This window comes from Roseibium sp. RKSG952 (assembly GCF_009711355.1).
The window spans coordinates 14030-27022 of record NZ_SMMF01000880.1 but is presented as its reverse complement, the minus strand read 5'-3'; the positions used below and the strand labels follow the sequence as shown (position 1 = coordinate 27022).

The following is a 12993-nucleotide window of genomic DNA, read 5'->3' as shown; positions in this document are numbered from 1 at the left end:
CCCTCGGGACGCCCTTTTTCGTTTTTGCCTGAGCCAACAGGCGAAAGAAATAGTTATCCGCTTCAGTCCGATTTTTCGTAAGTCAGATTGCCGCCCATTATCGTGTAAAGAACGTCGACGTTAGAGATCGCTGTCGGCTCGATCTCGAATAGGTTTTGATCCAGCACTACGATGTCGGCTTTCTTACCAACCTCGAGGCTGCCGATCTGGTCATCCATACCCATTCCTCTGGCGGCGTTGATGGTATGAGCTTCCAATGCGAGCTGTAGCGGCATTCTGGCCTCATCACCTCCCAGTGGCGGGACATCTGAGCGGCCAGGCAACTGGCGTGTTACCCCTGCCTCAATGGCCGCTAGAGGGCGATATTCGGATACATATCCTGAGACAGGCCAGTCTGAGCCAAATGAAAAGACTCCGCCACCAGCCACTACTTTGTTGACGGGATACATGGCCTGAACGCGATCTTCACCCAGACGCGTGGTCGAAACGGACTGCAACAGTGGATCGAAGGTCATCCAAGCCCCGGTCGTGTCATAGATGACACCAAGTTCTCCGAACCGGGTGTAGTCATCCGGGTGGATCAAAGTGCCGTGCGTGATTTTGTGCGCGCGTTCGCGGTCAGGGTTGACCTCAATAGCGGCCTCAATGGCGTCCAAAAGAGTTCGTACAGCCAGATCTCCGAAGCAGTGGCAGGTAACGTTAAAACCAGCTGCATCGGCGCGGATGACCGCGTCCTTGACCAGTCTCACTGGAATGATCGGTTCAGCCACCAATTCGGGTTTATCGGCATATGGGTCCACATAGAGCGCATTCCATTTGTCGTCTCCACCGTCCATATTGATTTTCAGATAGCTTGCTTTAACCAAATCAGAGTTAAATCGGTCGCTAAGTTCCTGCGTACCGGGAAGAGGATCAATCGTCCCATCATTCCAATAGTAGGAGCCGATGAAACGAATTGGTAGCTCTCCGTTTTTCTCGAAATCGGCCATCATCTGAAAGCCTTCTTCCTGGCTCATGCCCTGAATGCCATGGTCATGGACTGCTGTGATTCCTGCTGCAGCGAAACGCTGCAGCCAATTTGAAACACCCTCGGACATGAATTCGGGGTTCACATCAACAAGCGAAGTCAAAACCTGCATTTGCGCAGGTATTTCAATTATCCAACCTGTTGGATTTCCCTCGTCGTCGCGTTCAAAGAACGAAAATCCGGGTGCTGTGTCAGGCGTGTTCCTGTCGATACCGGCCATTTCCAGCGCTTTGGAGTTGACCCAGGCCGCGTGACCATCGATGGCCCATAAGTAGACCGGCCGATCAGCTTCGATTTCATCAAGCATGGCGGCGGTCGGGTTGCCATCTGTCCAGGGATTGAAGCGGACCCCATAGCCAAGAATTATATCGTCCTTGTTGGTTTCGACTTCTTTACGGATACGGTCAAACAACTCGTCTTTGTCATCCGTCTGCAAGTCCACGCCAAGCATGATCAACCCGCCTGCAGCCGCATGGATATGTCCATCCACGAAGCCGGGCAGGGCCATTTTTCCCTTTAGGTCAATGACCTCTGTGCCAATACCGATAACATCTTTTAACCCGGTGGAATCACCTACATAAACGATCTCTCCGCCTTCGATGCCGATAGCGGTTGCAATGCTTCCGCTTGCGTCCATTGTATGGATCTCGCCGTTGATCAGGGCGTAGTCCGCTGTCGGATTGCTGCGATTGGACTGAGCCTGAGCATGGGTCGTAGCGGCAAGAAGCGCCATTGCCGAAGCGAGTAGTTTGTTCATCAATACCTCCCCCAAGATAAATCATTTGAATATGATGATATAGAATTTGTTGGAAAATACGAAGGCTATGCAAACTTTCGCTTGGGATTGACCTCGACACATCGTTTTCAATTGGAAGTGCCTCCCTGACTTCGAACCGGTCGCGCTACTTCTTCGGACGCCAAAACTGGGAGGTTTTTTGTGTCGGTAATCGTATCAAACTTAGGCTAACTACGATTGGGTGACCGCCACGACCGAGCCTGGATTTCAGACCTCAACTATCTCTTCCCCGCAGTTCGAATAGATGCCTAAACTTGCAATAGCGAAATAGAAACGCGTGAATACGCGCATATAGCGGGTGAGGTGGAGACATGGTGGGACTGGACCTGTTGGTCAATGCGGCGAACATTTTCTATCTCATATCCTATTCGGTAAGAGACATCTTCTGGCTACGGGTCCTGTCCGTTATCGGTGCGCTGATATTGCTGCCCTACTACTACCTGCAAAGCAGTCCGTTATGGGCACCGATTGGCTGGAACCTGTTTTTCACAGCGATCAATATTTATTGGATCATCCGCCTTCTGCTTGAACGCCGTCCGGTTGCTTTCAGTGACACCGAAAGACATCTGTACAACATCGCCCTTAGGAACTTTTCTGAGCGGGATGCATACAACCTGCTGAGAATGGGAGTTTCCGAAATCGTCCCAACAGGTGAAGTGCTGCTTGCAGAGGGAGAGCATGTTCATAGCCTGGTATTGACTGTCGACGGGGAGTTTAGTGTTGAGATGAATGGTGAACCGGTGGACCAGCTTGGCGAGGGTCGGTTTCTGGGCGGCACCGCGTTTCTAAGCAATGACCAGGATTTTGTGGCTCCGGTATCCGTAAAGGCAACCAAACCCGCACGTGTCATCCGCTGGGACCTGACTAAACTGAATATGGAACTTGAGAAAAAACCCGATCTGGAGATTTCAATCGAAGCAAGCCTTGGCCTTGAGATTTCGCGCTTTCTGCAGACGGCACGATTGCAAATTCCGTGAAGGTACGCGGGGATCAGCTCACTGGGTGATTTCTGAATAGTATCCCAGCTAAGCATGCGATTGGTAGCGGGCGCCAAGTCCGGCAACTCATTATCTTCAAAATCCTTTTTCTTGTCGCAATGAATTGCTAAGTGAGTTTTGAACTTTATGACAAGCCGATATGCAATGATCTATTCTTTCAAGAGTTTTACCCAGTTTTCAGGCGCGGTTTTGCTTGGGCTGACGACGATGATCAGCGATGTTGCGTCCAAGCCTTTGCTCACGAATTCTCAATCGACCTACGCTTCGGCCTGCATCGAGCAGAGTGATACGCCCGAAAGGCTGATCGAGATCTGTCAACTCGGTCTTGAGGAAGCTGGGTCGTCTGATGCGCAGCGTATCGAGATGCTGGATCGGATGGCTTGGGCCTATGTTGATGTCGATGATCTTGATCGCGCTCACGATGTCTTTGATCAGATTCTGACAATCGATCCCAATGCAGAACCGGGCCTGCAAGGGCAGGGCTGGGTTTTGTATCTGTTGGATGATTACCCCGCGGCGGTTGAGCTCTTTCGGCAGGCCGTATTGCGAAAGCCCAATGCTCAAAACATGGCGGGGCTTGCTTCCAGTCAACATTGGGCCGGACAGATTGAGATTGATGAGTTCGAAAACTATATGCGCGCCTCACTGGCGCTGGATCCGGAATACCCTTGGGGTATGCGCGAACTGGCATGGGTGCTTGCGTATGACGGTCAATACGACAAGTCGCATGAACTGTTCACATCGGCACTGGAAATCAATGATGCCGATGCAAATGCAAAATATGGTCTGGCCTATGTCCTTTCCGAGAGACAACAGTGGGATGATGCGCTTGATCACGTGAACCGAGCACTAGAATTGGATGAGGAGTTTATTTCTGCCCGGTCCCGGCGATCACTCATATTGTTGATGCTGGATCGCCCGAAACAGGCGCTTAAGGATGCGGATGCTGTAATCGAAGCCCGACCTGACGATTCAGATGGTTATGTACGACGTGCGCGGGCTCTTTCGGCTCTGGGTCGTCGTTCCGAGGCGCATAAGGTGTTGGACGAGGCAAAGTCCCGCGCCGGTGAAAGTGGATATCTGGTGTATTGGCAGGCAAGCCTGCTTGCGGATGACGCAGAGTTCGATGCAGCACTGGCGCTTATTCGTCGCGGCGTTGAAATGGATGGAGCCGACCACTTCGATCATCGATTGCATGCTGAAATCGCGCTGGAACTCGATAAAATCCCCGAAGCGCGAGACGCAATTGACCGCTCTTTGGCGCTGGGTCCCAGTGATTCTTTCGGACAGTTCATCAATGCAATGATTCTGATCGAAGAAGAGAACTTTGTACAAGCCGAGGAAATTTTTGACGGCGCGATCGATGCGGGACTATCTGAAGAGTATCTGGAAGATTTCATGTCGGCACTGATTTCACATGGCCGCTTCATGCAGGCGATCAAGATGCGGGTACGTTATAGCTGATCACATCGGTTGACGGTTGGCCGACTACCAACTGTACTATGGCGTTCTAGTGCCTCGGTTCGAGACTCAGCTTTTCCTTGCGAAAATCCATTCTGTCGCACAGGCTGGATCATAATTTGAACCAGCATTTCCCAAAGGTGGTGTCAGCACAGGCATGATTGCGCATCTGGAGCACATTTTTTTAAACGTCTTCAACATCATCCTGCCGGTTCTGATTTGTGTCGGGGTTGGATACACGCTGGCGCTGATCAAGGCCCCTTTCGACACCAAGGTCGTGAACGATCTGATATCCCGCGTCGGTTTTCCGACACTTGTCATCTCGCATATTTCAACGGCCCAGATCGATGGCGGCACGTTTATAACAGTGGTTGGTGCCGCCGCAGTAGCGGTCGCGGGTTTCGCCGTGCTGAGCCTCATTGCTTTGCGGCTGCTGGGGTATTCCATTGCTGCATTTCTGGGGCCGCTGATGCACGGCAATGTCGGTAGCATCGGGTTGCCCGTCACTTTGTTGGCGTTTGGCGATGCCGGGATGGCGTATGCGATGGGATTCGTCGTGGTGATCCTGCTCAGCATGTTCACGGTGGGTATCTGGATTCCGTCGGGAACCATATCGGTCAGAGCTGTGCTGACATCTCCGGTCATCTATGCTGCACTAATCGCTTTGGGGCTGGTCCTGACCGGCACACATTTACCCAAGCCGATAGAGTCGAGCTTTGACATTTTGGGTGGGCTTGCGATCCCGATGTTGTTGCTGACAATGGGGCATACGCTTGCATCGTTTCAGGTCAGAGATGTGAAGCAGGCAGGACTGCTGACGATTCTGCATTTATGTATCGCAGGATCTGTGGCGGTGGCTGTAGTGTGGGCGTTTGGATTTACCGGCACCGAACGTGGCGTGGTGATCCTGTGTTGTCTTATGCCTTCCTCGGTCGCGAACTACCTGTTCGCGGATCAGTACCAGCCCGACAAAGCACCGGATGTAGCGGGCTACATTCTGGTATCGACTCTGGCGACGTTAGTCGTTCTGCCCTTGGCGCTGACCTATTGGGTCTGAATATTAGCCAACTGGTTTCCAGGGTTCTCGACCAACCATCTGATCTGCCTCGGCGGTGATCCGGTTCATGTGGTCTTCAAGGCTCTGGCGCAGCTCTTCAATCTGTTCTTCGGTAGCTTTGCGCGGCACGGCATCGGTCCACTCACGACACAGAAACACCCCTTCATTTCGCCAGGGGCGGGGCATCAACAGTCGGTCCCAGGTACCTGCTTCGCGCCCATGGCGGGCAGAGTAGGTGATACCAAAAACGCGTTTGCCCGATGTGCGCGCCCAGATGAGCGGAACGGTCGACGATATGCGCTCTGGGCCCCTTGGACCATCTGCGGCAATCCCGATCGAGATACCTTGCTTCATCTTGCCAAGCACTTCTCGCGACAGGGCCACGTGGCGTTTGTGACTGGACATCGCGATCGTATCCATTCCGAACAATCGCTGAACCCGTCCTACCATGCTGCCAGCGCGTGCAGCCGAAGTGATCGAGCAGATGCGCCCTTTGTCCAAAGGAAAGAAATAGGGGGACTGCGCCAAACGCTGATGCCACAAAACGACAATGACCGGTTCACCGCTTTCTGCGAGTTGATCAAGCTCTTCATAGCCAATCCGCTGCCAGCGCGTATTGCGGTGCACCAGACGGATGTAGCCCGCGATGCGCCGAGCAACCCAATTCAGAAAGGTTTCGCTGTCTGCGATCTTTTTGCGGAAGCTCACGTGAGGTGTCCCTGTTGTTGGCCGAACCTTGTCTTATAGGACTGCGCGTCATGCGCAACTTTTTTGTCTGTTGGGGAACTGCGAAGGAATCTAAAAAAGGCTCTTGAGTCCTCCGCGCCGCTGGCATATCTGGAGCACACCATAGGGGTATAGCTCAGTTGGTAGAGCGACGGTCTCCAAAACCGTAGGTCGCGGGTTCGAACCCTGCTGCCCCTGCCATTCCTCCAAACGTCGATTGTTTGTTCTGCTCGCACAAGTGCACAGCAGTTAATATATGCGTCAGACGGTTAGCACCGGTCGAGATTTCCACTTTTTTCGCATCCGTCGTATCCTGTTGATTATTGCTTTGCTTCAGCAACCAATGGACGCGTGCACAATTCATGAGAGTGTTGTTCAAACAAAGTCTTGTAGTTTTCTGGGGGCTCTGGTGGGCAATTGCCTTTCTGACAGACTTCGTGGGCGGTTTGGAAATGTTGGGTTTCACCTCTACGCCATGGTTTGATGGCCAGAACTACCCGTTCCTGAAACAGACGCTGGCGCCGTTCGGGGCCACTACCGCGATCGATATCGCGCTGTTCGTGGGAATTATCCTTTGGGCGCTGGTATCGACCCTGTTGTTCTCCTTTGCAATTTTAACACCCTATTCCCGCAAGGAGCTTTGGCTCAAACGCGTGGATTATGCATTCATCGTTTCGTTGGGGCTGTGGCTTGCATTCTTTTGGGCAGACCAGGTGGTCATGAAGTTCGATCTTGAACAAAATCACATGGTTCAGGGTGGGTTTCAGCTGTTGTGTTATCTGACAATTCACCTTCTTCCGGATGATCATCCGGGCTGACGGTTCCTGATCCAGCGCTGGGGCATGAAAGTTGTTTCCCTTGTTCTGGTCGCGTAATCGCGGTTTCCTCTCTGGTTTGAATGGAATAATGTCGGCCGAAACCTCAGCGGGCGGATGGAGCTACATGTCGCGTTTCGATGGATACTTCCTGCGGCAACTACTGGTGCTGTTTGGTTTCTTCACGCTGGTTCTGGTCGGAGTCTTCTGGATCACACGATCGGTCAGTTTGTTTGACCGCGTGATCAGCGGTGGTCAGTCAGCGATGGTGTTTTTGGAGTTCACCGCTCTGACGCTACCGACACTGATCCGAACAGTTATGCCGATGGCCGTGTTCGCAGCCGCAGTGTATGCCACTAACCGGTTGAGCCGCGAAAGTGAAATGACCGTAATGCTCGCGACTGGTTCCAGTCCTTGGCGGCTTGCACGCGCGGTTTTCATATTCGGTTTGATTGCAGGACTGATGATGGCTGCCATCAGTGTCTTTTTGCGCCCCGCTTCGGTTGATCAATTGGAACGACGACAGGCCGAAGTGGCCGGAGATGTGACCGCGCAGCTTTTGAACGAAGGCGAGTTTCTGCATCCGGCTCCGGGCGTTACCGTGTATATCGGGCAAATCGACTTGGATGGAACGCTGCACGAGGTTTTCGTTTCCGACCGGCGCGATGATGCCAATCCGGTAAGTTACTCAAGCACGACAGCGTATCTCGTTAACAATGACGCTGGAATTCATCTGGTTATGGTTGATGGCGTTGCTTTGCGCCTGAACGAGCAAGACAAAACCCTGTCTTCAACTCTGTTCGAAGATGCGTCGTACGACATTTCTGAGTTAACCAGCAGCGGCGACATGGCCCATCGCAGTCTTGAGGCTATTCCAACGGTGGAATTTATCGAAGATATCGAAGCCGCTTCAGCTACTTATGGATTTACACACGGACAGTTGGTCGAAGAGTTACATCAACGATTTTCCTGGATTGCTATCTGTATCACTGTCGCATTGGTCGGGTATTCAACGCTGATGTTGGGAAGTTTTTCCCGCTTTGGTCTTTGGCCTCAGATTTTCGGTGCGTTTACAATTCTGATTGTTTTAGAGGGCGTACGTGGATTCGTTGCACCCATCGTGATTGATGATCCAAAACTCTGGCCAATACTTTATGGACCTGGAATCATGGGAATTATGATTTCTTGCCTATTCCTGTTGGTTGCCGGACGGCCATTGATCCGTCAGCGAAATCGTCAGGATGTGGCTGTTCCATCTCCAGTTTGAGACTAACCTCGCAGATACGTAAGACAGGTCAGGATATCATCGAAATAGGTGTGTTGTTCGCTCGCAGGTCGTGCGACCAGATAGAGTGGAAGCTTTAAATCTGGTTCGTTTGGAACGATAATGAGTTCGCCGGCACGGATACGGCTCTCGATGACGTAATCTGGAAAGTACCCCCGACCACCCCTTTGAAGCAGATACCGTAGCGCCATCATACAATTTCCCAGAAAGATCGATTGGCCCGATGCTTGTCTAAGACTTGTGCGAATGTGCTCCTGATAAACATCTCCCAGCTCCAGGTTCACAAACACCGGATCGTCATATGCTGCTGAGTTGTTAGGGGCTTCAACCAGCGTCAATCTTTCGGCGGGCAATTCATGAAAGATGACGCGTGTGTCAGACGGTTTTTCATGGGTCAGCGCTGCATCCAGAACATGGGTTGCGACAGCTTCGGTCATGTTCAGATTGTGGTCGTAGTTCAAAGTTAGAAGCAACTTGCCGAATTGCTTCTCAAACTGCACAGCGAGGTCCACAAGCAGAGGATCCCAAACACTTAGCTGCGCACCTAAACGCAAGGCTATTCGGTTTTGGCTCTGCGCTGGCAGATCGCGTGATGCAAAGGACCAAAGCGACAGCATCTGTTCCGCATATGGCTGGAATTGTTGACCAAATTCCGTAAGTGAAGTTTTACCTGCCCCTCGGGTAAACAGCTTTCGTCCAGTCGCTTCTTCAATCAGGCGGATACGGGCGCTCACGGCGGTTTGGGTCACGTTCAGCTTTCTGGCCGCTGCGTGAAAACCACCTTGTTCGGCAACGCATAGAAATGTCTCAAGGGCTTTGATCTGCATGCGAAAGTATTTTTTCATCGAATTGATAAAATCAATTCATTTTTTCATCCAATTTGGCTTCGCTAAACTGAGGGCAGGTCATTAGCCAAAGGACGCGCCATGCTGGACAAGAGCCACAAACCCACCTGGACCAGTTTCGAAGAAGCCACCAAGGCCGATTGGGATGCTGTGATGGAGTATGAAGAGGCGTATAATGCCGCCCTTCCGGATCGGATTCTCGACGCCATTCGTTCGCTGGATGAAGAGTGGACGCCCTATCCGGTGAACCGCTATCAGCACAGCCTGCAGGCCGCGACCCGTGCCTATGAGGACGGTGCCGACGAGGAATTGGTCGTCGCGGCGTTGATACACGACACAGGAGACATTCTATCGCCCTACAACCACGGCGAGTTATCCGCTGCGATGATGAAACCTTATGTAACCGAAAAGACTTATTGGATTCTCAAGCACCACTGCGTGTTCCAAGGCTACTACTACAATCACCATCTGGGCGGAGATCGTAACGCACGCGACAAGTACCGCGACAGCCCTCATTGGGAGGATTGCCGTCATTTCTGTCATGAATACGACCAGAAGGCTTTCGATCCGGAATATCCGACCAAGCCGCTGGAGTTTTTTGAGCCCATGCTGCGCCGTGTCCTGAACAAAGGCGAGGGGCATATGGAACTGAACGAAACGTCCGAAGGTTAACAGGCCGCCATCAACCGATAGACGATCTGTGCGGCAGTAAAGTCCCAGGCGGCATTGCCGTCCGGGGCTAACTCAACCACGTCGAAGCCCACACATTTGCGGCCCTTGAGCGCGTGTTCGACTAGCCGCAGCGCCTGGTAATAGCCTAACCCGCCTGGCACTGGCGTGCCGGTGGCAGGCATTTGCGAGGGGTCCAGCCCGTCGACGTCAAAGCTGACATAGACCAGCTCGGGGAAATCCTCGGGCAGGTCAACAGCGTGGATATTTCCGGTTACAAGTTCTTCGGCGTCTACGTGGAATACGTGGTTTTTCAGGCGGCTTTTTGCTTCTTCAGTCGAAAAGGCGCGCACACCGAATTGGGCCAGTTTGATACCTTCCTCGGCCAGCAGGTGCATGACTGAGGCGTGGCTGTGTTTCTCGCCCTGATATGCGTCGCGCAAGTCGGCATGTGCATCGATCTGGACGATTCCGATTGGTTGCCCCAATGCGCGCGCCACTCCCATGACGGCGCCGTAGCTGAGTGAGTGCTCTCCACCCAGAGTGACCGGTATCTTGCCCGCTCGAACCGCGGCTTCGGTGCGCTGGGACAGGCGGGCCATTATCTCGGGTAGCGAGGCGTCGCAATCGACTGGATCTTCGGTGAAAATGCCCTCAACACATGGCTCAGCATGGCCGGTGATGCGTTCCAGCTCGTTGCTGGCCTCGATGATTGCTGCAGGGCCTTTGGCCGTGCCCGAGCCGTAGGACACTGTGCGCTCCAGCGGCACCGGGATCACACGGAATCGGGCGTCTTCGGTGCGTTCGGATACAGCCAGTTCACTGTCGAGGAAAATGCTCATGAGAGTCGGTCCTTAAAATCGTCGTAGCCGAACTGTTTGATGATCTTCAGTTCGTCCGTTTCGCTGTTCCAAAGCGCGATTGTGGGCAGGGGAACGCCGTTGAACGTGTTGGTCTTGACCATCGAGTAATGCGCCTGATCAAGGAAGGCAAAGCGCTGGCCGATCTCCAACGGATCCTCCCACGTGTAGTCGCCAATCACATCACCGGCCAGACAGGAGGGACCGCCCAGACGGTAGGTGTGGCCAGCCTCGGCTTCATCCATCAAAGCAGGACGATAGGGAGCCTCGATCACGTCGGGCATGTGGCAGGTGGCAGAGATATCGGTGATGGCGAGGTTCATACCGTTGGTGGGCAGGTCGAGGATTTCTCCGACCAGAATGCCCGCATCCAGCGCCACCGCCTCTCCGGGTTCGAGATAGACGTCGATGCCGTATTTTTCGCGGATGTCTTTGATGAACTTCACCAGCCCGTCGCGGTCGTAATCGTCGCGGGTGATGTGGTGGCCGCCGCCGAAGTTCAGCCATTTGAGCTGGCCAAGGAAGGGTTTGAGTTTGGGTTCGACCGCTTCCCATGTCCGCTGCAAGGGTTGGAACCCCTGTTCGCAGAGCGTGTGCATATGCAGCCCATCAACGCCGGTCAGGGCCTCTGCCGTCAGCTGGCTGACCGGTGTCCCCAGGCGCGAACACGGCGCGCAGGGGTCGTATTTGGGAATTTCCCCCTCGGAATGTTCCGGGTTGATGCGCAGACCAACCTGAACGCCTGCGGCTTGCGCCTTGGCGAGGAAGCGGTCCTTTTGCGCTGGCGAGTTGAAGATGATGTGGTCGGACAGCGAAAGGATATCATCCATGTCAGCGTCCTTGTACCCGGCGCAAAAGGTTGCGACCTCGCCGCCGTATTCTTCGCGCCCCAGACGCGCCTCGTAGATGCCGCTGGCGCAGGTGCCACCGAGGTGCTGGCGGATGAGCGGGGCAAGCGAAAACATCGAGAACGCCTTGAGGGCACTGAGCACATGCGCACCGGACCGGGTTCCGATATCGGAGAGAATGGTCAGATTCCGCTCGACGGCCTTTTCATCGACCACGAAGCAGGGGCTCGGCACGCGGCTCAGGTCAAAAGTGCGAAAGGCTCCGGCGTCGCCCGCCTGCGTGGTCATCATGTCGGACATAACCGGCGTCTCCGTATTGACGAGGGGCCGGGGTCTCCCCCGAACCCTGAAGTGTTTTAGCCAGATGAAACTAGCGGATCAGAACTCGACCGGGCCGTCGAGTTCGCGGACCTGCCACGGCAGGCCGTGTTCGTTCAGCATGTCCATGAAGTCATCCGGGTCGAGCTGTTCCATATTCCACACGCCGGGTTCGTTCCAGTTGCCTTTCAGAACCTGCGCTGCACCGATCATGGCGGGGACACCGGTTGTGTAGCTAACCGCTTGTGATCCAACCTCCGCGTAACATTCCTCGTGGTCGCAGATATTGTAGATGTAATAGGTCTTCTCGCCCGAGCCATCCTTGGCCTGACCCGTGGCGATATCGCCGATACAGGCCTTGCCCTTGGTTTCCGCACCCAGATCACCGGGATCAGGCAGCAAGGTTTTCAGAAACTGGATCGGGATGATCTCCTTGCCGTCATGCATTACCGGGTCGATGCGGGTCATGCCGACATTTTCCAACACTTTGGCGTGGGTGATGTAGGCGTCGCCGAAGGTCATCCAGAAGCGGGCGCGTTCGATCTCCGGGAAGTGGGTCGAGAGCGACTCCAGTTCCTCGTGATACATCAGGTACATGTTTTTTTGGCCAATCGCGGGGAAGTCGAACTCGACCTTATGGGTCATGGCGGGGGAGTGTTTCCATTCGCCGTTTTCCCAGTGGCGCACCTCGGCCAGCACTTCGCGCAGGTTGATCTCGGGGTTGAAGTTGGTGGCGAATTCCTGATCGTTCGAGCCGCCATTGGCGTCCAGAACGTCGATCTGGCGAATAGTGTCCAGCTTGTGCTTCTTGAGCCATTTGGCAAACACGCTGGTCACGCCCGGATCGAAACCCGAGCCGAGGATGGCGGTCAGGCCGGCCTCTTTGAACCGCTCTTGATAGGCCCACTGCCAGTGGTATTCGAACTTGGCTTCATCCTCGGGCTCATAGTTCGCGGTGTCGAGGTAGTGGATCCCGGCCTCAAGACATGCATCCATCAGCACCAGATCCTGATAAGGCAGGGCAAGGTTCACAAGGATTTCGGCGCCGGTTTCCTTGATCAGTTTGACCGTATCCTCGACCTTGTAGGCATCTAGCTCGGCGGTCGCGATATCAACGCCCACGCGTTCTTTCACCGCCTTGGCGATGGCGTCGCATTTCGATTTTGTGCGGCTGGCCAGAGTGATTTCGGTAAAGATGTCCGAATTCATCGCCATCTTGTGCACTGCGGCGTGGGATACGCCGCCCGCGCCGACAACCAGTGTTTTGCCAGTAAATGAACCCATGGGG

At 53.9% G+C, this 12993-nt stretch carries 12 protein-coding genes and 1 tRNA gene; 7 read left to right on the top strand and 6 right to left on the bottom strand.

The features are described 5' to 3' along the window. Positions 1-62 precede the first annotated feature (62 nt). Complete coding sequence (locus tag E1297_RS13320) at positions 63-1784, bottom strand: amidohydrolase (RefSeq protein WP_155138866.1); 1722 nt, start codon at positions 1782-1784, stop codon at positions 63-65. Between the two features lie 350 nt (positions 1785-2134). Between E1297_RS13320 and E1297_RS13315 the strand changes: the two genes are divergently transcribed. The 3 genes from E1297_RS13315 to E1297_RS13305 all read left to right on the top strand — a co-directional run bounded on the left by E1297_RS13315 (position 2135) and on the right by E1297_RS13305 (position 5339). Further along, entirely contained in the window at positions 2135-2800 is a 666-nt protein-coding gene (locus tag E1297_RS13315; protein WP_155138864.1) for a cyclic nucleotide-binding domain-containing protein, read from the top strand. 165 nt (positions 2801-2965) lie between these two features. Then, entirely contained in the window at positions 2966-4285 is a 1320-nt protein-coding gene (locus tag E1297_RS13310; RefSeq protein ID WP_196223304.1) for a tetratricopeptide repeat protein, read from the top strand. A 154-nt stretch (positions 4286-4439) separates the two neighbouring features. Continuing rightward, positions 4440-5339, top strand: coding sequence for an AEC family transporter (locus E1297_RS13305; protein WP_209015781.1), 900 nt, complete (start codon positions 4440-4442; stop codon positions 5337-5339). A gap of 3 nt (positions 5340-5342) precedes the next feature. Here the strand turns inward: E1297_RS13305 and E1297_RS50290 are convergent, their stop codons facing one another. Then, positions 5343-6047, bottom strand: coding sequence for a DUF374 domain-containing protein (locus E1297_RS50290; RefSeq protein WP_170337241.1), 705 nt, complete (start codon positions 6045-6047; stop codon positions 5343-5345). Between the two features lie 143 nt (positions 6048-6190). On the opposite strand from E1297_RS50290, the gene E1297_RS13295 reads away from it, so the two are divergent. The 3 genes from E1297_RS13295 to lptF all read left to right on the top strand — a co-directional run bounded on the left by E1297_RS13295 (position 6191) and on the right by lptF (position 8147). Continuing rightward, positions 6191-6266, top strand: a tRNA-Trp gene (locus E1297_RS13295). 251 nt (positions 6267-6517) lie between these two features. After that, the gene (locus E1297_RS13290) at positions 6518-6883 is read left to right on the top strand and encodes a hypothetical protein (protein ID WP_209015780.1); all 366 of its coding nucleotides are present in this window, start codon (positions 6518-6520) and stop codon (positions 6881-6883) included. A gap of 124 nt (positions 6884-7007) precedes the next feature. After that, positions 7008-8147, top strand: a complete 1140-nt coding sequence (gene lptF / locus E1297_RS13285; protein ID WP_155138858.1) for an LPS export ABC transporter permease LptF — start codon at positions 7008-7010, stop codon at positions 8145-8147. 2 nt (positions 8148-8149) lie between these two features. Here lptF and E1297_RS13280 read toward each other — a convergent pair whose 3' ends face one another. Then, positions 8150-8992 (bottom strand): LysR family transcriptional regulator, encoded by an 843-nt coding sequence (locus tag E1297_RS13280; protein WP_196223302.1) that lies wholly within the window; start codon positions 8990-8992, stop codon positions 8150-8152. A gap of 99 nt (positions 8993-9091) precedes the next feature. Between E1297_RS13280 and E1297_RS13275 the strand changes: the two genes are divergently transcribed. Continuing rightward, on the top strand, positions 9092-9682 hold the full coding sequence (locus E1297_RS13275; RefSeq protein WP_155138853.1) for an HD domain-containing protein: 591 nt from the start codon (positions 9092-9094) through the stop codon (positions 9680-9682). Here the strand turns inward: E1297_RS13275 and speB are convergent. From speB to E1297_RS13260, 3 genes are all read right to left on the bottom strand, one after another. Next, a complete protein-coding gene (speB, locus tag E1297_RS13270; protein WP_155138851.1) occupies positions 9679-10521 on the bottom strand; it encodes an agmatinase in 843 nt (280 codons plus the stop codon). The two genes, E1297_RS13275 and speB, sit on opposite strands and share 4 nt — an antisense overlap. Continuing rightward, a complete protein-coding gene (nspC, locus tag E1297_RS13265; RefSeq protein WP_155138849.1) occupies positions 10518-11687 on the bottom strand; it encodes a carboxynorspermidine decarboxylase in 1170 nt (389 codons plus the stop codon). The genes speB and nspC overlap by 4 nt, the downstream gene beginning before the upstream one ends. A gap of 78 nt (positions 11688-11765) precedes the next feature. Then, positions 11766-12989 (bottom strand): saccharopine dehydrogenase family protein, encoded by a 1224-nt coding sequence (locus tag E1297_RS13260; RefSeq protein ID WP_155138847.1) that lies wholly within the window; start codon positions 12987-12989, stop codon positions 11766-11768. Between the last annotated feature and the right edge of the window lie 4 nt (positions 12990-12993).